40 protein-coding genes are annotated in these 24487 nt (G+C 41.3%); 38 read left to right on the plus strand and 2 right to left on the minus strand.

Going from position 1 to position 24487, the window contains the following annotated elements; genetic code table 11:
- Nucleotides 1-31: 31 nt before the first annotated feature.
- Nucleotides 32-724, minus strand: coding sequence for a prepilin peptidase (locus FC65_RS11445; RefSeq protein WP_010496681.1), 693 nt, complete (start codon nt 722-724; stop codon nt 32-34).
- Nucleotides 725-974: 250 nt separating this feature from the next.
- Here FC65_RS11445 and rpsL point away from each other — a divergent pair, with 250 nt between their 5' ends.
- From rpsL to fusA, 3 genes are all read left to right on the plus strand, one after another.
- Nucleotides 975-1388 carry a 30S ribosomal protein S12 gene (gene rpsL, locus FC65_RS02060; RefSeq protein WP_010496682.1) on the plus strand — a complete coding sequence of 138 codons (414 nt, stop codon included), beginning with the start codon at nt 975-977 and terminating at the stop codon, nt 1386-1388.
- A 65-nt stretch (nt 1389-1453) separates the two neighbouring features.
- Nucleotides 1454-1924 (plus strand): 30S ribosomal protein S7, encoded by a 471-nt coding sequence (gene rpsG / locus FC65_RS02065; RefSeq protein WP_010496685.1) that lies wholly within the window; start codon nt 1454-1456, stop codon nt 1922-1924.
- 151 nt (nt 1925-2075) lie between these two features.
- The gene (fusA, locus tag FC65_RS02070) at nt 2076-4169 is read left to right on the plus strand and encodes an elongation factor G (protein ID WP_010496686.1); all 2094 of its coding nucleotides are present in this window, start codon (nt 2076-2078) and stop codon (nt 4167-4169) included.
- A gap of 73 nt (nt 4170-4242) precedes the next feature.
- Here fusA and FC65_RS02075 read toward each other — a convergent pair whose 3' ends face one another.
- Complete coding sequence (locus FC65_RS02075; protein ID WP_056971370.1) at nt 4243-4809, minus strand: cysteine hydrolase family protein; 567 nt, start codon at nt 4807-4809, stop codon at nt 4243-4245.
- Between the two features lie 470 nt (nt 4810-5279).
- On the opposite strand from FC65_RS02075, the gene rpsJ reads away from it, so the two are divergent.
- The 35 genes from rpsJ to rpsI all read left to right on the plus strand — a co-directional run bounded on the left by rpsJ (nt 5280) and on the right by rpsI (nt 24388).
- Nucleotides 5280-5588: a 30S ribosomal protein S10 gene (gene rpsJ / locus FC65_RS02080; RefSeq protein WP_010496695.1), complete on the plus strand. Its 309-nt coding sequence runs from the start codon at nt 5280-5282 to the stop codon at nt 5586-5588.
- Between the two features lie 43 nt (nt 5589-5631).
- Nucleotides 5632-6255, plus strand: a complete 624-nt coding sequence (gene rplC, locus FC65_RS02085; protein ID WP_010496697.1) for a 50S ribosomal protein L3 — start codon at nt 5632-5634, stop codon at nt 6253-6255.
- A 26-nt stretch (nt 6256-6281) separates the two neighbouring features.
- Entirely contained in the window at nt 6282-6905 is a 624-nt protein-coding gene (rplD, locus tag FC65_RS02090) for a 50S ribosomal protein L4 (RefSeq protein ID WP_010496699.1), read from the plus strand.
- A complete protein-coding gene (rplW, locus tag FC65_RS02095) occupies nt 6905-7192 on the plus strand; it encodes a 50S ribosomal protein L23 (protein ID WP_010496701.1) in 288 nt (95 codons plus the stop codon). The genes rplD and rplW overlap by 1 nt, the downstream gene beginning before the upstream one ends.
- A 21-nt stretch (nt 7193-7213) precedes the next feature.
- A complete protein-coding gene (gene rplB / locus FC65_RS02100; protein ID WP_056971371.1) occupies nt 7214-8047 on the plus strand; it encodes a 50S ribosomal protein L2 in 834 nt (277 codons plus the stop codon).
- A 45-nt stretch (nt 8048-8092) separates the two neighbouring features.
- Nucleotides 8093-8374, plus strand: a complete 282-nt coding sequence (rpsS, locus tag FC65_RS02105) for a 30S ribosomal protein S19 (RefSeq protein ID WP_010496705.1) — start codon at nt 8093-8095, stop codon at nt 8372-8374.
- Nucleotides 8375-8392: 18 nt separating this feature from the next.
- Entirely contained in the window at nt 8393-8740 is a 348-nt protein-coding gene (gene rplV, locus FC65_RS02110; protein WP_010496707.1) for a 50S ribosomal protein L22, read from the plus strand.
- Nucleotides 8741-8752: 12 nt separating this feature from the next.
- The gene (gene rpsC, locus FC65_RS02115) at nt 8753-9409 is read left to right on the plus strand and encodes a 30S ribosomal protein S3 (RefSeq protein ID WP_010496708.1); all 657 of its coding nucleotides are present in this window, start codon (nt 8753-8755) and stop codon (nt 9407-9409) included.
- Between the two features lie 3 nt (nt 9410-9412).
- Nucleotides 9413-9847 carry a 50S ribosomal protein L16 gene (rplP, locus tag FC65_RS02120; protein ID WP_010496710.1) on the plus strand — a complete coding sequence of 145 codons (435 nt, stop codon included), beginning with the start codon at nt 9413-9415 and terminating at the stop codon, nt 9845-9847.
- Complete coding sequence (rpmC, locus tag FC65_RS02125) at nt 9837-10043, plus strand: 50S ribosomal protein L29 (RefSeq protein ID WP_010496712.1); 207 nt, start codon at nt 9837-9839, stop codon at nt 10041-10043. Before rplP ends, rpmC begins: the two co-directional genes overlap by 11 nt.
- Nucleotides 10044-10070: 27 nt before the next feature.
- Entirely contained in the window at nt 10071-10337 is a 267-nt protein-coding gene (gene rpsQ / locus FC65_RS02130) for a 30S ribosomal protein S17 (protein WP_010496714.1), read from the plus strand.
- A 69-nt stretch (nt 10338-10406) separates the two neighbouring features.
- Nucleotides 10407-10775 carry a 50S ribosomal protein L14 gene (rplN, locus tag FC65_RS02135; protein WP_010496715.1) on the plus strand — a complete coding sequence of 123 codons (369 nt, stop codon included), beginning with the start codon at nt 10407-10409 and terminating at the stop codon, nt 10773-10775.
- A 38-nt stretch (nt 10776-10813) separates the two neighbouring features.
- The gene (gene rplX / locus FC65_RS02140) at nt 10814-11119 is read left to right on the plus strand and encodes a 50S ribosomal protein L24 (RefSeq protein WP_010496717.1); all 306 of its coding nucleotides are present in this window, start codon (nt 10814-10816) and stop codon (nt 11117-11119) included.
- A gap of 29 nt (nt 11120-11148) precedes the next feature.
- Complete coding sequence (rplE, locus tag FC65_RS02145) at nt 11149-11691, plus strand: 50S ribosomal protein L5 (RefSeq protein ID WP_010496719.1); 543 nt, start codon at nt 11149-11151, stop codon at nt 11689-11691.
- Nucleotides 11692-11704: 13 nt separating this feature from the next.
- Nucleotides 11705-11890, plus strand: a complete 186-nt coding sequence (locus tag FC65_RS02150; protein ID WP_010496720.1) for a type Z 30S ribosomal protein S14 — start codon at nt 11705-11707, stop codon at nt 11888-11890.
- A gap of 32 nt (nt 11891-11922) precedes the next feature.
- The gene (gene rpsH, locus FC65_RS02155) at nt 11923-12321 is read left to right on the plus strand and encodes a 30S ribosomal protein S8 (protein WP_010496722.1); all 399 of its coding nucleotides are present in this window, start codon (nt 11923-11925) and stop codon (nt 12319-12321) included.
- Between the two features lie 31 nt (nt 12322-12352).
- A complete protein-coding gene (rplF, locus tag FC65_RS02160) occupies nt 12353-12889 on the plus strand; it encodes a 50S ribosomal protein L6 (protein ID WP_010496724.1) in 537 nt (178 codons plus the stop codon).
- 45 nt (nt 12890-12934) lie between these two features.
- Nucleotides 12935-13291: a 50S ribosomal protein L18 gene (gene rplR / locus FC65_RS02165; RefSeq protein ID WP_056971372.1), complete on the plus strand. Its 357-nt coding sequence runs from the start codon at nt 12935-12937 to the stop codon at nt 13289-13291.
- Nucleotides 13292-13312: 21 nt separating this feature from the next.
- Entirely contained in the window at nt 13313-13813 is a 501-nt protein-coding gene (rpsE, locus tag FC65_RS02170; protein ID WP_010496727.1) for a 30S ribosomal protein S5, read from the plus strand.
- A 14-nt stretch (nt 13814-13827) separates the two neighbouring features.
- Nucleotides 13828-14010, plus strand: a complete 183-nt coding sequence (rpmD, locus tag FC65_RS02175) for a 50S ribosomal protein L30 (RefSeq protein ID WP_056971373.1) — start codon at nt 13828-13830, stop codon at nt 14008-14010.
- Nucleotides 14011-14046: 36 nt separating this feature from the next.
- The gene (gene rplO / locus FC65_RS02180) at nt 14047-14481 is read left to right on the plus strand and encodes a 50S ribosomal protein L15 (protein WP_010496730.1); all 435 of its coding nucleotides are present in this window, start codon (nt 14047-14049) and stop codon (nt 14479-14481) included.
- A gap of 3 nt (nt 14482-14484) precedes the next feature.
- Nucleotides 14485-15783: a preprotein translocase subunit SecY gene (gene secY, locus FC65_RS02185; protein WP_056971374.1), complete on the plus strand. Its 1299-nt coding sequence runs from the start codon at nt 14485-14487 to the stop codon at nt 15781-15783.
- A gap of 129 nt (nt 15784-15912) precedes the next feature.
- Nucleotides 15913-16572 (plus strand): adenylate kinase, encoded by a 660-nt coding sequence (locus tag FC65_RS02190; protein WP_056971375.1) that lies wholly within the window; start codon nt 15913-15915, stop codon nt 16570-16572.
- Between the two features lie 444 nt (nt 16573-17016).
- Nucleotides 17017-17235, plus strand: a complete 219-nt coding sequence (infA, locus tag FC65_RS02195) for a translation initiation factor IF-1 (protein ID WP_010496733.1) — start codon at nt 17017-17019, stop codon at nt 17233-17235.
- Between the two features lie 34 nt (nt 17236-17269).
- Nucleotides 17270-17383 (plus strand): 50S ribosomal protein L36, encoded by a 114-nt coding sequence (rpmJ, locus tag FC65_RS02200; protein WP_010496734.1) that lies wholly within the window; start codon nt 17270-17272, stop codon nt 17381-17383.
- Between the two features lie 24 nt (nt 17384-17407).
- Nucleotides 17408-17773: a 30S ribosomal protein S13 gene (gene rpsM, locus FC65_RS02205; protein ID WP_010496735.1), complete on the plus strand. Its 366-nt coding sequence runs from the start codon at nt 17408-17410 to the stop codon at nt 17771-17773.
- Between the two features lie 28 nt (nt 17774-17801).
- On the plus strand, nt 17802-18188 hold the full coding sequence (gene rpsK / locus FC65_RS02210; protein ID WP_010496736.1) for a 30S ribosomal protein S11: 387 nt from the start codon (nt 17802-17804) through the stop codon (nt 18186-18188).
- An 85-nt stretch (nt 18189-18273) separates the two neighbouring features.
- Nucleotides 18274-19218, plus strand: coding sequence for a DNA-directed RNA polymerase subunit alpha (locus FC65_RS02215; RefSeq protein ID WP_010496737.1), 945 nt, complete (start codon nt 18274-18276; stop codon nt 19216-19218).
- 36 nt (nt 19219-19254) lie between these two features.
- Nucleotides 19255-19638, plus strand: coding sequence for a 50S ribosomal protein L17 (rplQ, locus tag FC65_RS02220; RefSeq protein WP_056971376.1), 384 nt, complete (start codon nt 19255-19257; stop codon nt 19636-19638).
- Nucleotides 19639-19944: 306 nt separating this feature from the next.
- Nucleotides 19945-20784 (plus strand): energy-coupling factor ABC transporter ATP-binding protein, encoded by an 840-nt coding sequence (locus tag FC65_RS02225; protein WP_056971377.1) that lies wholly within the window; start codon nt 19945-19947, stop codon nt 20782-20784.
- On the plus strand, nt 20760-21635 hold the full coding sequence (locus tag FC65_RS02230) for an energy-coupling factor ABC transporter ATP-binding protein (protein WP_056971378.1): 876 nt from the start codon (nt 20760-20762) through the stop codon (nt 21633-21635). The genes FC65_RS02225 and FC65_RS02230 overlap by 25 nt, the downstream gene beginning before the upstream one ends.
- Nucleotides 21628-22422, plus strand: coding sequence for an energy-coupling factor transporter transmembrane component T family protein (locus tag FC65_RS02235; RefSeq protein ID WP_056971379.1), 795 nt, complete (start codon nt 21628-21630; stop codon nt 22420-22422). Before FC65_RS02230 ends, FC65_RS02235 begins: the two co-directional genes overlap by 8 nt.
- Before the next feature lie 135 nt (nt 22423-22557).
- The gene (gene truA / locus FC65_RS02240; protein WP_056971380.1) at nt 22558-23352 is read left to right on the plus strand and encodes a tRNA pseudouridine(38-40) synthase TruA; all 795 of its coding nucleotides are present in this window, start codon (nt 22558-22560) and stop codon (nt 23350-23352) included.
- 186 nt (nt 23353-23538) lie between these two features.
- Nucleotides 23539-23982: a 50S ribosomal protein L13 gene (rplM, locus tag FC65_RS02245; protein WP_010496744.1), complete on the plus strand. Its 444-nt coding sequence runs from the start codon at nt 23539-23541 to the stop codon at nt 23980-23982.
- Nucleotides 23983-23995: 13 nt separating this feature from the next.
- A complete protein-coding gene (gene rpsI / locus FC65_RS02250) occupies nt 23996-24388 on the plus strand; it encodes a 30S ribosomal protein S9 (protein WP_010496745.1) in 393 nt (130 codons plus the stop codon).
- Nucleotides 24389-24487: the final 99 nt, after the last annotated feature.

The following is a 24487-nucleotide window of genomic DNA, read 5'->3' on the forward strand; positions in this document are numbered from 1 at the left end:
TCGATAGTGTGAACTATCTCCTACCCGATCTTCAAATCAAGCCTAAAAAGGTTAAAATTACAAACCCAGCGGTTAAACAAGGAAGAAAAGCATGGGGAGTGTGTCGACCTTGCCGGTAAAAGTTTAGCAAAAATAAAGTGGTCGCAACTAACAGTATGTAACAACCAAGTTCGAAACCATAGATCAACATTAAAACTAACAGGCAAAAAGTATCAGCCTGTCCTAACTTATTCATTTTTTCAAAAGTAAAGCATAATAAGAAGAAAAGCAGCAATTGGAGCCAAGAAGCTGTGCATGAAAGATATATTTGAGGCAGGGCCTGCAATAATATTAGCAAACTGCCGAAATACAGCAGGCGACTAGAGACATGCATAGTATAATGATCTTCGAGAGCTAAAAGTAATAACCAGATCTGTAGGCAAGTTGCCAGCAAAAAAGCCTGACGAGTCAGACTGTGGTAACTGATGAAAATAAATAATGATCCGTAGATCAATTCAAGGACAAAACTTAGCAGAGGTATCTTGTGCCCGCAAAAAGCACAACGTCCCTTTTGCAAAAGCCATCCCAGTATGGGGACTAACTGCCACCACTTTAATTGCCGGCGACAGTGGTCGCAAAATGAGCGGGGCGTCAGTATTGAAATTTTGTTTTGATAGCGAAAAGCTGTGCAGACAGTAAAGGATGCCAGACTGGCACCGCAACAAAAAATTAAAAAGTTTAGCAATTTTATCACCTCATTAAAAGATACGCAAAAAACTGCAGAATTTGTTTGACAAGTAACAGAAAATGATGGTACCCTAGTAAAGGTGCTTTATGTGAACAGTTCTCTTGGTCTTGCCAAGATCGTGCTGGCTGTGAACAAGTTAGCGCAAGTATGACATTACGTCTGGGGACGTTTATTTTTATGAACAAAAATGAAACTCCTGGATGTGTGGACTTAAAATTATCGAAAACAAGGAAGGAGGAAGTTTTAGATGCCAACAATTAACCAGTTAATTCGTAAAGGTCGTAAATCTAATTCTTCAATGTCTGATTCCCCAGCTTTAAACTTTGGGTATAACAGTTATAGAAAAGTAACTACAAAAAATGCTGCTCCGCAAAAACGTGGTGTTGCTACTCGTGTCGGTACAATGACACCAAAGAAGCCTAACTCAGCTTTGCGTAAATATGCGCGTGTTCGTTTGTCTAACTTGATCGAAGTTACAGCTTACATTCCTGGTATCGGCCATAACTTGCAAGAACATAGTGTTGTTTTGGTTCGTGGCGGTCGTGTAAAGGATCTGCCTGGTGTTCGTTATCACGTTATCCGTGGTGCTTTGGATACTGCAGGTGTTGAAGGCCGGATGCAAAGCCGTTCTAAGTACGGTGCAAAGAAGCCTAAGAAATAAGCTGACTACTTAGTCGCTCAGTTACAATAAACATATTTTTCTAGAATTTGAGGAGGTTATCTACGATGCCAAGAAAAGGTGCCGTTGCAAAACGCGAAGTACTCCCAGATCCAATTTACAATTCTAAATTGGTGACACGTTTGATCAACCGTTTGATGGTTGACGGTAAACGTGGGACAGCTTCAAGAATTTTATATGATGCATTTGATATGATTAAATCTGAAACAGGAAATGAACCACTTGATGTTTTCGAAGAAGCAATGAAGAACATCATGCCAGTCTTGGAAGTTAAAGCTCGCCGTGTTGGTGGTTCTAACTATCAGGTCCCGATCGAAGTTCGTCCTGAAAGAAGATCAACACTTGGCTTACGTTGGCTTGTAAATTACTCACGTTTGCGTGGGGAACACACAATGTCAGAACGTTTAGCACGTGAGATCATGGATGCAGCTAACAATACCGGTGCATCTGTTAGGAAACGTGAAGACACACATAAAATGGCAGATGCTAACCGTGCATTTGCACATTATCGCTGGTAATTTTTTGAAAATGGCTGTTATATGATTTCAAGAAATCCTATAATGGCCGTTTTTTAGATTGTATAATAATGTTAGACACTTGCCAGGTGTCAGCCGACCTTACTTTGTCTGGGCCGGTTAACTAATGATTTTGGAAGGAGACAAATTCTCAATGGCTAATAAACGTGAATTTCCATTGGAAAAAACCCGGAACATCGGGATCGTTGCCCATATTGATGCAGGTAAAACGACTACGACTGAACGTATCCTTTACTATACTGGCCGTATTCATAAGATCGGTGAAACTCATGATGGCGCATCACAAATGGACTGGATGGACCAAGAACAAGAACGTGGGATCACTATCACATCGGCTGCTACAACAGCTGAATGGAAAGACCACCGCATCAACATTATTGATACCCCAGGACACGTTGACTTCACAGTTGAAGTTGAACGTTCCTTGCGTGTCCTTGATGGTGCTGTAGTTGTCTTGGATGGTCAATCAGGTGTTGAACCTCAGACTGAAAATGTTTGGCGTCAAGCTACAACCTATAATGTTCCCCGTATCGTGTTCGTTAATAAGATGGACAAGCTTGGTGCTGACTTTGACTACTCAGTATCTACGATCAAGGATCGTTTGCAAGCTAATGCTGTTGCCGTTCAAATGCCTATCGGTGCCGAAGATGATTTCCAAGGTGTCATCGATTTGATCGACATGAAAGCTGACTTGTATGATGAAGATGAACTTGGTTCAGAATGGGATACCGTTGATATTCCTGATGACTTGAAGGAAGAAGCTCAAAAACATCGTGATCAAATGCTTGAACAATTAGCTGATCTTGATGATGATATCATGGAAAAATATCTTGAAGGTGAAGATATTCCTGCTGATGAGATCAAGGCTGCTATCCGTAAAGCTACTTTGAACTTAGATATCTACCCTGTTTTTGCTGGTTCTGCTTTCAAGAACAAGGGTGTTCAGATGATGCTTGATGGTGTGAATGATTACTTGCCATCACCACTTGATGTTCGTCCATACAATGCAACTGATCCTGATACAGGTGACCAAGTTGAATTGCATGCCGACGATGATGCACCATTTGCTGGTTTAGCATTTAAGATCGCTACTGATCCATTCGTTGGTCGTTTGACATTCTTCCGTGTTTACACGGGTACTTTGGAAGCCGGTTCATATGTTTTGAACGCTACTAAAGACAAACGTGAACGTGTTGGACGTTTGTTGCAGATGCATTCTAACCACCGTAAAGAGATCCCAGAAGTATTCTCTGGTGATATCGCTGCTGCGATCGGTTTGAAGAACACCACAACAGGTGACTCATTGACAGCAACAGACCGTCCATTGATCCTTGAATCAATGGAATTCCCAGATCCAGTTATCCAAGTTTCGATCGAACCTAATACTAAGGCCGACCAAGACAAGATGGATGTTGCTTTGCAAAAACTTGCTGAAGAAGATCCTACTTTCAAGGCTGAAACTAACCAGGAAACTGGTGAAACATTGATCTCTGGGATGGGTGAACTTCACTTGGATATCATCGTTGACCGGATGAAACGTGAATTCCACGTTGAAGCTAAAGTCGGTGAACCACAAGTTGCTTACCGTGAAACATTTACTAAGCAGGTTTCTGCTCAAGGTAAATTCGTTCGTCAGTCTGGTGGTAAGGGACAATACGGTGATGTTTGGATCGAATTCACACCTGCTGAAGAAGGCGAAGGATTCTCATTCGAAAATGCTATCGTTGGTGGTGTTGTTCCTCGTGAATATATTCCTGCTGTAGAACAAGGCTTGAAAGAATCAATGGCTAACGGTATTCTTGCCGGCTATCCTTTGATCGACGTTAAAGCTAAGTTATACGATGGTTCTTACCATGATGTCGATTCTAGTGAAGCAGCCTTTAAAGTTGCTGCCTCGATCGCTTTGCGTAATGCCGCTAAAGGTGGTGGCGCTGTGATCCTTGAACCGATCATGAAGGTCGATATCGTTGCCCCTGAAGATAACTTGGGTGATGTTATGGGTCACGTTACTGCTCGTCGTGGACGTGTTGACGGTATGGAAGCTCGCGGTAACGCTGAGTTAGTACATTCATTCGTTCCGTTGTCAGAAATGTTTGGTTATGCTACTACCTTGCGTTCATCAACTCAGGGTCGTGGTACCTTCACAATGACATTTGACCACTACGAACCAGTACCGAAGTCAATTCAAGAAGATATCATCAAGAAGAACGGCGGAGAAGCTAAGTAAGCTTGAATGAAAACAAAAAAAGAGCTGTTCGAGTTAAATCTCGAGCGGTTCTTTTTTCGTATGATCCGAAAAATCATTTATCAGTTGTAAGCACGTTAGCTCCGAGTGAGTTTTTGAAATGCGCCAGAGCCCACTTGTGACCGACTTGGTCGAAGCTGGCGACGCTGTCTTCATAGACATTACTGTGATAATCTAAATTGTATGCAGCAATGGCAGTATGCAGAACACAAATGTCGGTACAAACACCTGTTAAATAAAGGTCTTTGATGTCGCGACTGCGCAAATAGTTGTCCAAGTTGGTATTTTGAAAACTAGAATAACGATTTTTGTTGAATTTGTAAACATTGTCTTGGTCCTGATGTTTGTGATACCAGGAGGCTAACTGACCATAAAGTTCTTGCCCAGGTGTACCAGCGATGTTATGAGGTGGGAAAAGGGCAGTTTCAGGATGAAAAGGATCATCTTTAAAATGATAGTCAGTTGGCAAAATGATGTAATCGCCTTTTTCGTCGAATTCTTTAACGTGTTGCAATAAATCATCTTCGATTGCACGACCAGGTTCACCGCAATTCAAAGCTCCGTCACTGGCGACAAAGTCATTCGTATAATCGATCACTAGTAATGCTTTTTTATTTGACATGGTAAGACTCCTTTGAGTGAGATAATGAAGTACTTTGCCAATATTTTACCTATATCTATGAAAAGGTTCAATAAAAAACTTTTTGCAGGTTGTGCTAAATAAGCCTGACTTTTCATTTCGCAAACAAGTTAGAGTCAGATGGATAAGAGTAAAGCAGATATCTATCTGTAGAAAGTTAGTATTTGACTATTAAATAGTCTTAATTATGAAAGTTAGATAGGATCTTCCGTAAATTTGCGAAAATTAGAGATTTTTCAAAAAACTTTCAGAAAATCCTTGCTAACACGGAATAAATGTAATACTATAGTTAGGTACCTGTTTGAACAGGTACGTCGTTTGGTATGCCGCCAAACGGATATTTCGAGCTTTGATGCGAAAGGTTGCGACACACCCGGATGCTTTGCCACGGGTATATCGGTAATTTTCGCGGAGCTAGTCTTATTTCTAAAATGGACGAAGGAGGGAACAACATGGCAAAACAAAAAATTCGTATTCGCCTTAAAGCATACGAACACCGTATTTTAGATCAGTCTGCGGACAAGATCGTTGAAACAGCAAAGAGAACAGGTGCTGAAATCTCAGGCCCAATTCCATTGCCTACAGAACGTACATTGTACACAGTTCTTTCATCACCACATAAGCATAAAGATGCTCGTGAGCAATTTGAAATGCGGACACATAAACGTTTGATCGACATCGTCAACCCAACACCAAAGACAGTTGATTCATTGATGAAACTCGACTTGCCTTCTGGCGTTGACATTGAGATCAAGCTTTAATTCATTTTTTCTATTTTAAATCAATTTAATTGGAGGTGTACTCATGACCACAAAAGGAATCTTAGGAAAAAAAGTAGGTATGACTCAAGTTTTCACAGAGAACGGCGAATTAGTTCCCGTAACTGTTGTGAAAGTTGATGCCAACGTTGTAATGCAGATCAAAACTGTTGAAAATGACGGTTACGAAGCAGTCCAATTGGGCTACGACGATGTGCGTGCGATCAAGGCTAACAAACCTGCTAAAGGTCATGCAGCAAAAGCAAATACTGCTCCTAAGCGCTTCGTTCGTGAAATCCGCGATGTTGAGCTGGGAGATTACAAAGTCGGTGACGAAATTCATGCTGACGTCTTCTCAGAAGGAGACAGCGTGGATGTAACCGGAACATCAAAGGGTAAAGGTTTCCAAGGTAACATTAAACGTTGGAACCAGGCTCGTGGTCCGATGGCACACGGTTCTCGTTATCATCGTCGCCCAGGTTCAATGGGTGCAATTATCAACCGCGTATTTCCTGGCAAGGTACTTCCAGGACGTATGGGTGGTAACAAGGTAACGATTCAAAACTTAAAGATCGTTAAAGCTGATACAGACAATGGTGTACTTTTCATTAAGGGTAACGTACCTGGCGCGAACAAGTCATTCGTTACTGTTAAAAGTACAGTGAAATAAATTAAGGGAAGGGAGGAAATACAAACATGCCTACAGTTGCATTATTTAAACAAGATGGTAGCAAAAATGGTGAAGTTGAATTAAATGACACAATTTTTGGTATCGAACCAAACAACAACGCAGTTCATGACGCAGTCTTGATGCAACGCGCATCACTTCGCCAAGGAACACATGCTGTTAAGAACAGGACTGCCGTTCGCGGTGGTGGTAAGAAACCATGGCGTCAAAAGGGTACTGGCCGTGCTCGTGCTGGTTCCACACGCTCACCACTTTGGGTCGGCGGTGGTACGATCTTCGGACCAACACCACGTTCATACGCCTACAAACTTCCACGCAAAGTTAGTCGTTTGGCTCTTAAATCTGTTCTTTCACAAAAAGTAATTGATGAAAGCTTAGTAGTTGTTGATTCATTTGAATTCGAACAACCAAAGACTAAGGACTTTGCAGCATCTCTTAAGAGTTTAAATGTTAACTCTAAAGTATTAGTAGTTCTTGAAGATGATAACGAAAACGCTGCTCGTTCAGCTCGTAACCTTAAAAATGTTACAGTTCTTCCTGCAAAAGGTTTGAATGTATTGAACGTTATTGACAGTGACAAAGTTGTCATCACAAAAGGAGCTCTTTCTCAAGTAGAGGAGGGTCTAGCATAATGGAAGCACGTGATGTAATTTTACGTCCAGTTATCACCGAAGCATCGATGGCTGACTTGGACGACAAGCGCTACACATTTGATGTTAATACTAATGCAACGAAGTTCCAGATCAAAGATGCTGTTGAAGAAATCTTTGATGTTAAAGTTGCAAAAGTTAATGTCATGAACTTAAAAGGTAAGAAGAAACGTATGGGTCGTTACGAAGGCTACACAAAGAAGCGTCGTAAGGCAATCGTTACTTTAACACCTGAATCAAAAGAAATTAAAATTTTTGAAGAAGAATAATTAACATAGGAGGGAAAAATAGTGGGGATCAGAGTATACAAACCGACCTCAAATGGTCGCCGTAATATGACTACTTCTGACTTTGAAGAAATTACAAGCACAACTCCTGAAAAGTCATTGCTTTCTTCTCAAAGCAAAACTGCTGGTCGTAATGTTTACGGTCATAAAACTGTTCGTCACCGTGGCGGCGGTCACAAACGTCAATATCGCTTGATCGATTTTAAGCGTATTAAAGATGATGTTCCCGCAACAGTTAAGACGATCGAATACGATCCTAACCGTTCAGCTAACATCGCCTTGATCGTTTACGCTGACGGTATTAAATCATACATTCTCGCACCTAAGGGCCTTGAAGTTGGCCAGACTGTTAAATCTGGTGCAGATGCTGATATCAAAGTTGGTAATACATTACCATTAATGAATATGCCAGCTGGTACTACTATTCATAACATCGAATTAAACCCTGGCCAAGGTGGACAATTAGTTCGTTCTGCTGGTACATCAGCACAATTACTTGGTAAGGAAGAGAAGTATGTTACAGTACGTTTGGCTTCCGGTGAAGTACGCCAAATCTTAGGTACTTGTCGTGCAACGATCGGTTCTGTTGGTAATGCACAGCATGAATTGATCAAGCTTGGTAAAGCTGGTCGTAAACGTTGGATGGGCGTTCGTCCTCAGTCTCGTGGTTCTGTAATGAACCCTAATGATCACCCGCATGGTGGTGGTGAAGGTAAGGCTCCTGTTGGTATGCCAAGTCCTTTGTCTCCTTGGGGTAAGAAGACTGCTGGTAAGAAGACACGTTCTAAGAAAGCACGTTCAAATAAATTTATTGTTCGTGGTCGCAAGAAGAAATAATCACCAGTAAAATCATGGTGGTTCTATCCGAAAGGAGGATAACTCTTGAGTCGTAGTTTGAAAAAGGGACCTTTTGCAGATGAACATCTGTTAAAAAAAATCGCAGCACAAGCTGATAATGAAAAGAAATCCGTTATTAAAACTTGGTCACGTCGTTCGACGATCTATCCTAGCTTTGTTGGATATACGATCGCTGTTCATGACGGCCGCAAGCAAGTTCCAGTTTATATCCAAGAAGATATGGTTGGTCATAAACTTGGTGAATTTGTTCCAACACGGACATTCCATGGTCATGGCACTGACGATAAAAAGACCGTCGCAAGATAATCTAAGGGAGGAAATAAAATGGCTGAACAAGTAACCTCAGCAAAAGCAACTGCTCGCGTAGTTCGCATCCCTGCACGTAAGGCGCGTCTTGTGATCGATCTTATCCGTGGGAAGAGTGTTGCTGAAGCACTTGGTATCTTGAAGTTTACTCCAAGATCTGGTGCTTACCTAATTGAAAAAGTTTTAAAATCCGCAATTGCCAACGCAGAAAACAATTTTGACTTGGATGCTGAAGATTTATATGTAAGCGAAGCTTTTGTCAACGAAGGACCGACTTTAAAACGGTTCCGTCCTCGTGCTAAGGGTTCTGCTTCTCCAATCAACAAGCGTACCAGTCACATTACTGTAGTGGTATCTGAAAAATAAGGAGGGATAAGCGTGGGTCACAAAATAAATCCTACTGGATTACGTGTTGGTATTATTCGTGATTGGGAATCCAAATGGTATGCTGAAAAGGACTTTGCTTCATACCTTCACGAAGATATCCGTATCCGTGAATATATTCAAAAGAAATTAGCCGACGCATCTGTCTCTACCGTTGAGATCGAACGTGCCGCAAAGCGCGTTAACATTTCTATCCATACTGCAAAACCAGGTATGGTTATCGGTAAAGGCGGTTCTGAAGTTGAAAAATTACGTAAAGAATTAAACAACTTGACCGGCAGACGTGTACACATCAACATCATCGAAATCAAGAAACCTGATTTGGATGCTAAATTAGTTGGTGAAAACATTGCACAACAATTGGAAGGCCGTGTTGCTTTCCGTCGTGCTATGAAACAACCAATGCAACGTACAATGCGTGCAGGTGCAAAGGGTATCAAAGTTCAGGTTGCTGGACGTTTGAACGGTGCCGACATGTCACGTGTGGAACACTTCTCACAAGGAACTGTTCCTTTGCACACACTTCGTGCTGATATTGATTATGCTTGGGTCGAAGCTAATACTCAGTATGGTCAGATCGGTGTTAAGGTTTGGATCTTCCGTGGTGAAGTTCTACCTGAAAAGAAAGATCAAAGTAAAGGAGGGAAATAGTCTATGTTAGTACCAAAGCGTGTTAAGCATCGTCGCGAATTCCGTGGCAAGATGCGCGGGGAAGCCAAAGGTGGTAAGACAGTTGCTTTCGGCGAATACGGTTTACAAGCACTTGATTCACATTGGATCTCAAACCGTCAGATCGAAGCAGCTCGTATCGCTATGACCCGTTACATGAAGCGTGGTGGGAAAGTTTGGATCAAGATTTTCCCTCATAAATCATATACTTCAAAAGGTATCGGTACTCGTATGGGTAACGGGAAAGGTGCACCAGAAGGCTGGGTAGCACCTGTCAAGCGTGGCAAGATCATGTTTGAAGTTGGTGGAGTTTCTAAAGAAGTTGCGCACGAAGCATTGCGTTTAGCTTCACACAAGCTCCCTGTTAGAACTAAAATCGTTTCTCGTGAGGAAGTAGGTGGCGAATCTGATGAAAACTAAGGAATTCAAAGACGAACTCAACAAATTGACCACTGACGAATTACTTGCTAAAGAAAAGCAATACAAAGAAGAATTGTTCAATTTGCGTTTCCAATCTGCAACTGGTCAGCTTGAAAATACTGCTCGCTTGCAAACAGTTCGGAAAGCAATTGCTCGCATCAAGACTTTGCTGCGTCAAAACGAAGCTGCAAAATAAAGAATACGAAGAGGAGGCTAATCGCGCATGAGTGAAGGTCGTAACTACCGTAAAGTTTACCGTGGCCGTGTTGTTTCTGATAAGATGGACAAGACGATCACTGTCGTTGTTGAAACATACAAGTTTCATCCTGTATATGGCAAACGTGTTAAGTATTCCAAGAAATACAAGGCTCATGATGAAAACAATGAAGCAAAAACGGGCGACATCGTAAAAATCATGGAAACCCGGCCATTGTCAGCTACAAAACGTTTCCGTTTATTAGAAATCGTTGAAAAAGCAGTTGTTCTTTAATTGATACTTAGAGACAATCAATAAACTGATTCGTATTCTGATCTAATAACGAAAGGAGGTCACATAACTGTGATCCAACAAGAAAGTCGTTTACATGTTGCTGATAATTCCGGAGCACGTGAGCTTTTAGTTATTAAAATTTTAGGTGGCTCTCGTGTTAAAACTGCCAGTGTCGGTGACATTGTGGTTGCTACTGTTAAACAAGCAACACCAGGTGGCGTTGTCAAAAAGGGCGATGTTGTTAAAGCAGTCATCGTTCGTACTAAATATGGTACACATCGTACAGACGGTTCATACATCAAGTTTGATGAAAATGCAGCTGTTATCATCGGTGATGATAAATCACCAAAAGGCACCCGTATCTTTGGACCGGTTGCCCGTGAACTACGTGCTGGGGACTACATGAAAATTGTTTCTCTCGCACCTGAAGTTCTGTAAAACAACCGTCTATCCGACAAGGAGGTGCACAAGTAATAATGTTCATTAAAAGAAATGATAAAGTTAAAGTAATTGCCGGTAAAGATAAGGGCAAAGAAGGAGAAGTCCTTCAATCTATTCCTGCTAGAGACCGTGTGGTCGTGAAGGGTGTCAATATCGTTAAGAAACATCAAAAGCCAACTAATGATAACCCAAGTGGTGGTATCGTTGAAGTTGAAGCTCCGATCCATGTTTCTAACGTTATGTTGATCGATCCTTCTAACAATGAAGCAACTCGTGTTGGCTTCAAGGTAGAAGATGGCAAGAAAGTCCGTGTTTCGAAAAAAACTGGTGAAATTATCTAAACCTAGCAAGGAAGGAGGAACACTTTTTCATGGTTAACCGTTTAAAAGAAAAATACACAAACGAAATCGTTCCATCAATGATCGATAAGTTCAATTATTCATCAATCATGCAAGCACCTAAAGTTGAAAAAATCGTGATCAACATGGGTGTGGGTGATGCAGTCAGCAACGCTAAGAATCTTGACGAAGCCGTTGAGGAATTGACTTTGATCTCTGGTCAAAAGCCAGTTATTACAAAGGCTAAGAAATCAATCGCCGGTTTCCGTTTACGTGAAGGAATGCCGATCGGTGCTAAGGTCACATTACGTGGTACACGTATGTATGACTTCTTAGACAAGTTGGTTTCTGTATCATTGCCGCGTGTGCGTGACTTCCATGGTGTAAGTAAGCGTGCCTTTGACGGCCGTGGTAACTATACTCTTGGTGTCCGTGAACAATTGATTTTCCCTGAAATTGATTTTGATAATGTCAACAAAGTTCGTGGAATGGATATCGTTATTGTTACAACTGCTCAGACTGACGAAGAATCCAAGGAATTGTTGTCACAACTTGGAATGCCATTCGCTAAATAAGGAGGTTACAAACTTGGCAAAGAAGTCACAAATTGCAAGAAATCATCGTCCTGCTAAGTTCTCATCACGTGAATATACACGTTGCGAACGTTGTGGACGTCCACATTCTGTCTATCGCAAATTTAAATTATGCCGTGTTTGCCTACGCGAACTTGCTCATCAAGGTCAGATCCCTGGCATGAAAAAGGCTAGTTGGTAAACCATAATATACAGTAAAAGGAGGCAAACAACATGGCAATGACCGATCCAATTGCAGACTTTTTAACTCGCATTCGCAATGCCAACATGGCAAAGCACGAATCAGTTGAAATTCCTGCTTCAAAAATCAAAAGCGGTATGGCTGAAATTCTTAAGAATGAAGGCTTTATCCGTGATGTCGAATACATTGATGATGACAAACAAGGTGTCATCCGCGTATTCTTAAAATATGATAAGAACAACGAACGTGTTATCTCCGGTTTACGTCGGATCTCAAAGCCCGGCTTACGTTCTTATGTCAAAGCTGATGCAGTTCCTAAAGTTTTAAACGGCTTAGGTATTGCTTTGATCTCAACATCTGAGGGTGTTATTACAGACAAAACAGCTCGTTCTAAGAACATCGGTGGCGAAGTTCTCGCTTACGTTTGGTAATATTAAATAGAAGCAAGGAGGTGTACATCTCGTGAGTCGTATTGGTTATAAAACTGTTACAGTCCCAGAAGGCGTTGAAGTCAAACAAGATGGTAACTTTGTTACTGTTAAAGGCCCAAAAGGAGAATTAACTCGTGAATTCTCTGACGTGATCTCAATGAAGATCGAAGGCAATGAAGTTTCTTTTGATCGTCCTACTGACGACTACAAAACTAAAGCTTTGCATGGTACAACCCGTGCTAACTTTAACAACATGGTAATTGGTGTCACAGAAGGCTTCAAGAAAAACCTTGAACTTCGTGGTGTTGGTTACCGTGCACAAATGAAAGGCAAAACACTGATCTTAAACGTTGGTTATTCTAACCCAGTTGAATTTGCCGAAGAAGAAGGTATTACTGTCGAAGTTCCTTCTAACACAGAAATTACTGTTTCTGGTATCGACAAAGAACTTGTCGGTGATGCTGCAGCCCGGATCCGTGCTACACGTGCACCAGAACCTTACAAAGGTAAAGGTATTCGCTATGTTGGTGAATATGTTGCTCGTAAGGAAGGTAAGACTGGTAAGTAATAAAGCAGCATGATAGCTGTTAAATAAATTCAAGAGGTGAAAATAGTGATTTCGAAACCAGACAAAAATAAGACACGTCAAAAACGTCATATTCGTGTCCGTAATAAGATCTCTGGTACTGCTGAGTGCCCACGCTTAAATGTTTATCGTTCAAACAAAAACATCTACGCTCAAATTATTGATGACGTAGCGGGTGTGACGCTGGCTAGTGCCTCTACTTTAGATAGTGAAATTGCTGCAGGTACAAAGACAGAACAAGCTTCTGCCGTTGGTGCTTTGGTAGCAAAACGTGCTGCAGATAAGAACATCAAAGAAGTTGTTTTTGATCGTGGCGGTTACTTGTACCATGGTCGCGTGTTTGCATTAGCTGATGCTGCTCGTGAAAATGGCTTAGACTTTTAAAAGAAGGAGGAATTAACGTTTATGGCTTTTATTGACCCAGCTCAATTAGATTTGGAAGATCGTGTCGTAGCGATCAACCGTATTACTAAAGTTGTAAAAGGTGGACGTCGTTTGCGGTTTGCCGCTTTAGTAATTGTCGGCGACCATAATGGTCACGTAGGATTCGGTACTGGTAAAGCTCAGGAAGTTCCTGAAGCTATCCGTAAGGCCGTTGATGCTGCTGGTAAGAACTTAATCGAAGTTCCAGTTGCTGGAACAACTCTTCCTCATGAAGTTGTTGGCCAACACAGTGGTAGCAAAGTTTTACTTAAGCCTGCTCAAGCAGGTTCCGGTGTTGCTGCCGGAGGCGCTGTTCGTGCCGTTATGGAACTTGCAGGTATTGATGATGTTACAAGTAAGTCACTTGGCTCAAATACTCCTGTTAACGTCGTACGTGCAACTATTAAAGGTTTAGAAAACATGCGTAGTGCAGAAGAAACAGCAGCCCGTCGTGGTGTTTCTGTTTCCCACTTTGCTGAATAAGGAGGACGCAAATAATGGCTAATATTAAAGTTACTTTAATTCGCTCAGTTGTCGGGCGTCCCCAAAATCAGCGTGAAATTGTTAAGAGCTTAGGCCTGACAAAACTTCACAGTTCTGCTATTGTTCCTAATAACGCAGCAATGCGTGGAGCAATTCGCAAGATCAACCATTTAGTGGACGTTCAAGAAGCTGAATAATAATTATTTAGTTAGGACAAGGAGGTGCCAACCGTAATGAAATTACATGAATTACAAGCAAGTGAAGGCTCACGTAAAGTACGTAATCGTGTCGGCCGTGGAACTTCATCTGGTAATGGTAAGACTGCAGGCCGTGGCCAAAAAGGTCAAAAGGCTCGTAGCAAGGTACGTTTGGGTTTTGAAGGTGGACAAATGCCTTTGTTCCGCCGTATGCCAAAACGTGGTTTCAACAACATTAACCGTAAAGATTATGCGATCGTGAATGTTGAAACACTTAATAAATTTGAAGATGGTGCAGAAGTTACACCTGTATTGCTCGTTGAATCCGGTGTCGTTAAGAACGAAAAAGACGGCGTTAAGATTTTGGGTAATGGTGAACTTAGCAAGAAGTTAACTGTTAAAGCTAACAAATTCTCTGCATCTGCAAAAGCTGCCATTGAAGCAGCAGGCGGTCAAACTGAGGTGATTTAATAAATGCTGAAGACACTGAGAGATGCCCTTGCTGTTAAAGAGATCCGCAGAAAAATCTTTTTTACACTTGGTGTCTTGATTGTATTTCGTCTCGGCACTTATATTACCGTCCCTGGGATCAACGCTAAAGCTTTGAATGGCGTTGCGTCTTCAGGGTTAATTAGTATCTTGAATACTTTTTCAGGTGGTGGACTGACTAACTACTCCATTTTAGCAATGGGAGTCTCACCTTACATTACTGCTCAAATTGTTGTGCAACTGTTGCAAATGGACATTGTACCGCGGTTTGTTGAGTGGAGTAAGCAAGGTGAAGTTGGTCGGCGTAAACTTAATCAAGTAACGAGATACTTGGCAATCGTGTTGGCGTTTATACAGTCAATCGGGATCACTGCCGGATTTAATACATTGAGTAGTTTGAGTCTTGTGGAAAATCCGAGTGTAAAAACTTATATTAGTATCGGTATCATTTTAACTGGTGGTACGATGTTTACAACTTGGCTTGGTGATATGATCACAGATCGCGGTTTAGGTAACGGGATCTCGATGATCATTATGGCCGGGATCATCGCGCGGATGCCTGTAGGTATTCAGCAAATAGCTCAAGAGCAGTTTGCTGGTGTGCAGATGAGCCAAGTTTGGCAGCCGATTCTATATGTAGTTATTCTTTTGGTAGTTTTGTTAGCGATCGTTACCTTTGTAACTTATGTTCAACAAGCTAACTATAAGATACCGATTCAATATACTAGACGCTTGGCCGGTGCTGGTAATAACTCATATTTACCATTGAAGGTCAACGTAGCGGGTGTTATTCCTGTTATTTTTGCCAGTTCGTTTATTGCAACACCACAAACGATCTTGATGGCATTTGCGCAGAACCATTCGCAAGATACCTGGTATCAAGTAATGTCAAGTATCTTTAGTATGCAAACTACACCAGGGATGATCCTGTATACGGTATTGATCGTTGTATTTACATTCTTCTATGCCTTTGTGCAAGTTAATCCGGAAAAATTATCTGAGAACTTGCAAAAACAAGGCAGCTATATTCCATCAGTTTGGCCTGGTAAGGAAACTGAACGCTATGTTTCTTCTCTTTTAATGAGGTTGAGTACAGTGGGTTCACTTTTCTTAGGCTTGGTTTCATTGATCCCATTGATCGGTTCAGCCTACTTTGGTTTGGATGAGTCTATCGGATTAGGTGGTACTAGTCTTTTGATCGTTGTCGGTGTTGCACTTGAAACGATCAAGCAATTAGAAGGTATGATGATGAAACAAGAGTACGTCGGTTTCATTCGTGAATAGTAAAATTGGGTTGTGTTCATTGACTTGGACTCACCCAATTTTTTGTGAGAGGACTTTGTTTAATAATTTAAATGTAGTCTTCTGGTACTTATAATGTAGTTTTTCTTTTAAAATTTAGGAGGGTTATTGATGGCATTGAATCTGATGTTAATGGGTCTGCCAGGTGCCGGTAAAGGAACACAGGCAGAACGAATCGTTGATGAATATAAAGTAGTCCACATTTCTACTGGCGATATTTTTCGTGCAGCAATGAAAAACGAAACCCCAATGGGCTTAGAAGCAAAGAAATACATCGATAAAGGTGAATTGGTCCCTGATGAAGTAACTAATGGTATCGTTAAAGAACGTTTAAGTGAAGACGATGTCAAAGATGGTTATTTGCTGGACGGCTATCCACGTAACATGGCCCAAACACATGCTTTGGAAGAAATCGGTCAGGAACTTTCACGTCCATTAAATGGAGTGATCAATATTGATGTTGACCCTGATTCATTGATGGAACGTTTGACAGGCCGGTATATTTGTCGTAACTGTGGTGCAACTTATCATAAAGTATTTAACCCAACTAAAGTAGAAGGAACTTGCGATCGTTGCGGCGGGCATGAATTTTATCAACGTGATGATGACAAGCCGGAAACTGTTAAGAATCGTTTGGATGTTAATATCAAAATGAACACTCCGCTTTTGGACTTCTATGAAGAAAAGGGACTTTTGCATAATGTTAAAGGTAATCAGGAGATCTCAGCAGTCTATGCGGATATTGAGAACATTTTAGATGCATTAAAGTAAGTAGTTGATAAAGAGAAGTTTTGTTGGAAGAGACCATCATGGCAAGCAAAATAGCTAGGCACGATCTTTGAGTTTGGGAGCTTGACTATAATAACAGAGCAAAGCATGGCGGGTTGAAGGGGAGCATTAACGGGCTTTTGTCCTATAATGCGTTTTTCAGCATTGGAGGGCGAAAGTTGGTTAAGCGCAACCTTCTGCCATGTGGAGCTCGACTAAATAACAAGTCAGCAACATTTTCAAACTATTTGGCGATCTTGCTAATTTGTCCTTGCATGTCAAGGACTGCTATGCTATGATAATTTAGGTTTATCTTTTCAATAGGTTAAGTTCGCCCAAAATTAGGGTAAGAAACGAAACCTGACGGAAAAAAGGTGGGACTCCAACAAAGCTTCTCACGTTTTTAAGTGTAAAGTTTTAAAACCAATTTAAGGAGGTACTTTTAGCGTGGCGAAAGATGATGTGATTGAAATTGAGGGTACGATCAAGGAAACCTTGCCGAATGCGATGTTCAAAGTTGAACTCGAAAATGGGCATGAGATTCTAGCTCATGTATCAGGTAAGATCCGGATGCATTATATTCGTATTTTGCCGGGTGATAAGGTGACGGTTGAAATGTCTCCATACGACTTAAGTAAGGGTCGCATCACCTATCGTTACAGATAGATTGTACTTCAATCTTATGTAGGAGGTATAATTCATGAAAGTAAGACCATCAGTTAAGCCAATGTGCGAACATTGCAAAGTAATCAAACGCAAAGGTCGCGTTATGATTATTTGCTCAAATCCGAAGCACAAACAAAGACAAGGATAATAATAAATAGGAGGTGTAATTGTAATGGCTCGTATAGCAGGTGTCGATTTACCACGTGACAAACGTATCGTGATCGGCTTAACTTATATCTACGGAATCGGTAAAACAACTGCTCAAAAGATTTTGAGCGAAGCAGGTGTTTCTGAAGACGTTCGTGTACGCGATCTCGCTTCTGATCAAGAAGATAAGATCCGTGCTGTTGTTGATAACTATAAGGTTGAAGGTGATCTTCGTCGTGAAGTCGCTTTGAACATCAAACGTTTGTCAGAAATTGGTTCTTACCGTGGCATGCGTCATCGTCGTAATTTGCCCGTTCGTGGACAACACACGAAGAACAATGCACGTACACGCAAAGGCCCAGCAATTTCAATTGCCGGCAAGAAGAAATAATCTAATAAAAAAGGAGGTCAGCTAATTAATGGCAGTCAATAAATCTCGTAAGCGTCGTGTCAAGAAGAATATAGAAAGCGGCGTTGCACATATTCATTCTACTTTCAATAATACACTTGTTATGATCACAGATGTCCATGGTAACGCTGTTGCTTGGTCTTCAGCTGGCTCATTGGGCTTTAAAGGCTCACGTAAGTCCACACCATTCGCAGCTCAGATGGCATCTGAAGCAGCTGCAAAAGGTGCAATGGATTATGGTATGAAGACAGTCGGTGTTACTGTTAAGGGACCAGGTTCTGGTCGTGAAGCTGCAATTCGTGCACTTCAAACAACAGGTCTTGAAGTAACTTCTATCAAAGATGTTACTCCAGTACCTCATAATGGATGCCGTCCTCCAAAGCGCCGTCGTGTTTAATTTGGACATGCATTCATTTTGAAGGAAATCTTCATGATGTTGTCTCCAGATTGCACGTTACGTTTTGAAAGGGGTAAAGGTAAGAATGATCGAATTTGAAAAACCAAAAATTCAAAAAGTTGAAGAAAGTGAAAACTATGGTAAATTTGTTGTTGAACCGTTAGAACGCGGTTATGGGACAACCCTAGGCAACTCTTTACGTCGGATTCTTCTTTCTTCATTGCCAGGTGCTGCTATCACCGATGTTCAAATTGATGGCGTTTTGCATGAATTCTCATCAATTGATGGTGTTTTGGAAGACGTAACCACAATCATTTTGAATCTGAAAAAAGTTGCATTGAAGTTAAATTCCGAAGACGTTCAAACATTGGAAATTGATGTTACCGGCCCAATGGAAGTAACTGCAGGCGACATTCAAGGAAGCAGTGAAGTTGAAGTACTCAACCCTGACTTGTATATTTGTACAGTCGCTGATGGTGCTTCGTTCCATGCGCGGATGACTGCTAACAAGGGTCGTGGCTATGTTTCAGCTAATGAAAATAAAGCTAAAACTGAAGATATGCCTATCGGTGTATTGGCAATCGACTCGATTTATACCCCAATCGAACGTGTCAACTACCAAGTAGAAAAAACACGTGTTGGTCAAAAGAGTGATTTTGACAAATTGACGCTTGATGTCTGGACTAATGGATCAATTACTCCGAGTGAAGCAATCAGTCTGTCAGCTAAGATCTTGACAGAACATTTGACTTTATTTGTTGATTTGACTGACGAGGCTAAGAATGCCGAGATCATGGTCGAAAAAGAAGAGACTCATAAAGAAAAAATGCTCGAAATGACGATTGAGGAACTCGATTTGTCTGTTCGTTCATATAACTGCTTGAAGCGTGCCGGTATCAATACCGTGCAAGAATTGACTAATAAGTCAGAAGCAGACATGATGAAGGTCCGTAATTTGGGTCGGAAATCATTGGAAGAAGTTAAGGCAAAATTGGCCGATTTGGATTTGTCATTGCGTCATGATGACTAGTAATATCAACTAACTAACAAGGGAGGGAATCTGTTCATGGCATACCGTAAATTAGGGCGTGACAGTGCTCATCGTAAAGCAATGTTGCGCAACCTGACAACTGACGTGATCGTTAATGGTAAAGTTGTTACAACTGAACCACGCGCTAAAGAAGCACGTAAGTTTGTTGAAAAAATGATTACTTTGGGTAAGAAGGGTGACTTAGCTGCTCGTCGTCGTGCTGCCGCATTCATGATGGATGTTGTTGCTGATGTTAAAGAAGACGAAGATAAAGTTGTTATCCAAACTGTTTTACAAAAATTATTTGATGAGGTAGCTCCACGTTATGCAGAGCGTAACGGTGGTTACACTCGGATCTTAAAAATGGATCAACGTCGCGGAGATGCAGCCCAAATGGTTGTTTTGGAATTAGTTGATTAATTTTTACATGCATCTAAAAATAAATTAACAAGTGTCACTTTTATGGCAATAGATAGGCGTTACGATGATGGGTCAAACCGAGTCTAGTCTTAAGTAGCAGTTCTCTGTGAAAGTTTTGTCGTAAAAAGTGATTTTTTGTTTGGTATAATTTTTGAATTTTTTAAAACGGCTTACGAATATTTCGTGAGTCGTTTTTACATATCGAGAAATCAACGTGCTGGAGCGGGTCTTGTTAATTTGTATTTTTTCATTTATGGCATTATGGTATGATTAAGGCTATAGACTAATTTTGAAAGGGCAGGTAAAATGAACGGAATAATTGACATTAAAGATCTATGTTTTCGTTATTCACAGGAAAATGAGAAATTAGATCTTTCCCATATCGACCTGCATGTCAATGAAGGTGAATGGCTGGCGATCATTGGCCATAATGGTAGTGGAAAGAGTACCTTGGCCAAGGCAATCGATGGTTTGATCGAACCAGAAGCTGGCGAAGTATTCATAGATGGGGAAAAATTAACAGACAAAAGCTTATGGAATATTCGAAAAAAAATCGGCATGGTCTTTCAAAATCCGGACAATCAATTTGTTGGTGCTGATGTTGAAGGAGATGTGGCCTTTGGGCTCGAAAACCAAGGAATAGAGCGTGAAGAAATGCATGCGCGTGTCAAAAAGGCTTTGGAAGTTGTTGATATGCAGAATTTTGCCAAGCACGAACCAGTTCGTTTGTCGGGCGGGCAAAAGCAACGCGTCGCGATCGCGGGAGTATTAGCTCTTCGACCTAAAATTGTCATTTTTGATGAATCGACCAGTATGTTGGACCCTGAAGGACGACTGCAGATCATCTCGTTGATCCGACAAATGAATCAAATCGAAGGATTTACGGTGATCTCTATTACACATGATATTGATGAGGCGTCGCTAGCTGACCGAGTGATCGTGATCGATGACGGTCAGATCATTGATGACAGTTTGCCGGAAAAGCTTTTTCAAAAGGGTGAACAATTGATCGATATTGGTTTGGATGTTCCCTATCCGCAACGCTTAAAACTTGAACTAAAAAAACGTGGTATTCAAATACCGGCAGAATACATGGATGAAGAAAGCATGGTGAATTGGTTATGTCGATCCATATTGAAAAACTAAATTACGTTTACCAAAGTGGGACACCATTTTCTCACCGTGCTTTGACAGATGTTTCACTGGATATTGCTGATGGGAGTTATACTGCTATTATTGGTCACACTGGGAGCGGTAAATCGACTTTACTGCAACATTTAAATGGTTTGCTCAAACCAACTGCCGGGACATTGACGGTGGCAGGCAACAAAATCACACCCGAAACAAAAAATAAGGAATTAAACGAGCTTAGACGTCACGTGGGCTTTATTTTTCAGTTCCCTGAAGCACAGTTGTTTGAAGAAACAGTTTTAAAAGACATTGCCTTTGCGCCAAAAAACTTTGGTAAAAGTGATGAAGAAGCCGAAGACCTCGCTGCCAAAATGGCTGAATTGGTCGGCTTACCAGCAAGTGTCTTGCAAAATTCACCATTTGAGTTATCAGGTGGTCAGATGCGTCGTGTCGCGATCGCAGGAGTATTAGCTATGGAACCACAGATCTTGGTTTTAGATGAACCTACAGCCGGATTGGATCCTAAAGGCCGCTTGGAAATGATGGAAATGTTTGAACGATTACACCAGCAACAAAACCTCACAATTATTTTAGTAACTCATCAGATGAATGATGTGGCTAATTATGCTGATCACGTGCTTGTGATGGAAGAAGGCCGCTTGATCGCAGATAGTACACCACAAGAAGTGTTCAGTGATCCTAAGTGGTTGAAAGGGCATCATTTGGGTTTGCCGCAAACAACGGCTTTTGCGGCTAAATTAGCAGACAAGGGTGTCCCATTTAAAAATTTACCTTTGACCGAGGAGCAATTGGCTGCACAGCTGGCCGAGCTTTTGGCAGGCAAGGGAGATGAACAACATGGATAAAATGCTGTTAGGTCGTTATATCAATGGCGATTCTTTGATCCACCGGATGGACCCGCGAGGGAAGTTGTTTCTTAGTTTTTACTTTATCGTGATCGTCTTTTTGTGTAATAATTGGGAAACTTATGTCCTAATGACTGCGATGGTCATGTTGTTCGTTAAACTTTCAGATATTTCGCTTGGCTTTTTCATTAAGGGTGTCAGACCATTGATCTGGCTGATCTTATTTACAGTCTTACTGCAGATTTTCTTTTCCAGTGGTGGACACGTTTATTGGCACTGGGGTCCTTTTACAGTTACCGACAGCGGGATGACCAATGGTGTCTTTGTCTTTTGCCGTTTTGTGTTGATTATTTTTATGTCGACACTGCTGACTTTAACTACGACACCGATCGAAATCTCGGATGGGCTAGAATTGCTTTTAAAACCGTTGACGAAGATCAAAGTGCCGGTTTATGAGATCGCGCTGATGTTGTCGATCGCCTTGCGTTTTGTCCCAACTTTAATGGATGAGACTACGAAAATCATGAACGCACAACGAGCACGTGGTGTTAATTTTGGTGAAGGTAATTTGATCAAGCAGATCAAGTCGGTGATCCCATTACTGATCCCTTTATTTGTAAGTTCGTTCAACCGGGCTGAAGATTTAGCGACAGCGATGGAAGCACGCGGGTATCATGGAGGCGAAGGAAGAACCAAGTATCGCAAGCAGGAATGGAAAAGAAATGATACGATCGCAGTTATTTTATTTGTCGTGCTAACGATAGCTTTAGTCGTGCTTAGAAAATAACTGGGGAAAGAAACTCGCCGGAAAGCCGAGCTAGATCTGGTTTTCTGGCAACCACAACCAAAATAAAAGTGTATTCTTTAAGAGAGCAAAATGCTTACTCAGAAATAATTAAATGTATTAGAAAAGGAACAAATAATGACGAGTCGTTACAAAATAACAATAGCATATGATGGAACAAGATTTGCTGGTTTTCAAAGTCAGCCTAAGCAACGGACAGTGCAATCTGTCTTAGAACAAGCCTTAAACAAAATGAGCAAGTTTGATGAATATATCACGATTTTTGGCTCAGGACGAACCGATTCGGGTGTTCATGCCTTAGGGCAGGTTGCTCATTTTGACTTCCCCCATGATATGCCGGCCGACGCCATGTTACGGGGACTTAACAGTATGTTGCCATTAGATATTGAAATTGTTGACTGCCAGATCGTGCCGCAGACTTTTCATGCGCGTTATGAAGCTCACGCGAAGAGATATATGTATCGGGTTTCGCGTTCCTGGTTCATTGACCCTTTCAAACGTTTTTACACTGGACACTATAAGTATCCCTTGGACATCGAACGGATCAAGCAGGCGATGGGAGATGTTGTTGGAACTCACGATTTCAGTAGTTTCGTTGCCTCAGGCAGTCAAACAAAATCTCATGTTCGCACGATTTATGAGGCAACTGTTCGTGAAGACCAAGCAAACAATGAAGTGATCTTTGAATTTTGCGGTAATGGTTTTTTGTATAATCAAGTTCGCATTATGGTCGCCACGTTATTGGAGATCGGTAATAAGCGACGACCGGTCCATGATTTCTTACGTTTGTATGGGGTCAAGGATCGTAATCAGGCCAGAGAAACTGCGCCGGCCAGCGGTTTATACTTAAAAGAAGTTTACTATGGACAACAAGCGCAACAACTTGAAAAAAAAGGACACTTGCAAAACTGAGTTGAGAATTTCAGAAATCAACAAGAGGTCAGCTGAATTTAGGACGAAAAAAGTTATCTTTTTATCGGTTTTTATTTGACTAGTCGTCAAAAAAATCGTACTATAGTACATGGTATTGTTTGCCCCACAGTAGGCCCCGTTAACTTATTGTATGTCAAACAAGCATCATAAATGGAGGAAATAAACGTGCGTACAACATATTTAGCAAAATCAGGCGAAGTAGATCGTAAATGGTATGTCGTTGACGCTACAGATGTCCCTTTGGGTCGTTTGTCAAGCGCAGTAGCATCTATCTTACGCGGTAAAAATAAGCCAACTTATACACCAAACGTTGACACAGGCGACTTTGTGATCATTATCAATGCTGACAAGGTTGCTTTGACAGGTAAGAAAGCTTCAAGAAAGATCTATTATCATCACACATTACATCCAGGTGGTTTGAAGGAACGGACTGCTGGGGATTACCGTGAAAAGGATCCAGAGAAGTTGCTTGCACTCTCTATTGGAGGCATGCTTCCAAAGGGTACTCTTGGCCGTCAACAACTTAAGAAGTTACATGTATATCGCGGTGCAGATCACAAGCATGCAGCACAAAATCCAGAAGTTTTGGATATCAATACTTTAATCTAGGAGGAATTCGAAATTGGCTCAAGTACAATATAGTGGCACAGGCCGTCGTAAAAACTCCGTTGCTCGTGTTCGTTTGGTACCCGGTACTGGTAAGATCACGATGAACGGCAAATCAGTTGAAGAATATATTCCATTTGAAAACTTGATCGAAGTTATCAAGCAACCATTTGGTGTTACAGAAACAGCAGACCAATATGACGTTTTAGTAAACGTTAATGGTGGTGGCTATGCAGGCCAAGCCGGAGCAACTCGTCATGGTATTGCTCGTGCTTTGTTGCAAGTTGACCCAGAATTTCGTGGTGTTTTGAAGCGCGCTGGTCTTTTGACTCGTGACTCCCGTATGAAGGAACGTCGCAAGCCAGGTTTGAAGAAGGCTCGTAAGGCTCCACAATTCTCAAAACGTTAATTTATTATCGTTTATTCCAAAAACACTTTCCATTACGGAGAGTGTTTTTTGTTTACAGTGCTTTTGAAAAAAGGGACTTTGTCAAATAGTGTTGATGGT

Source organism: Ligilactobacillus acidipiscis DSM 15836 (assembly GCF_001435755.1).
GTDB lineage: Bacteria > Bacillota > Bacilli > Lactobacillales > Lactobacillaceae > Ligilactobacillus > Ligilactobacillus acidipiscis.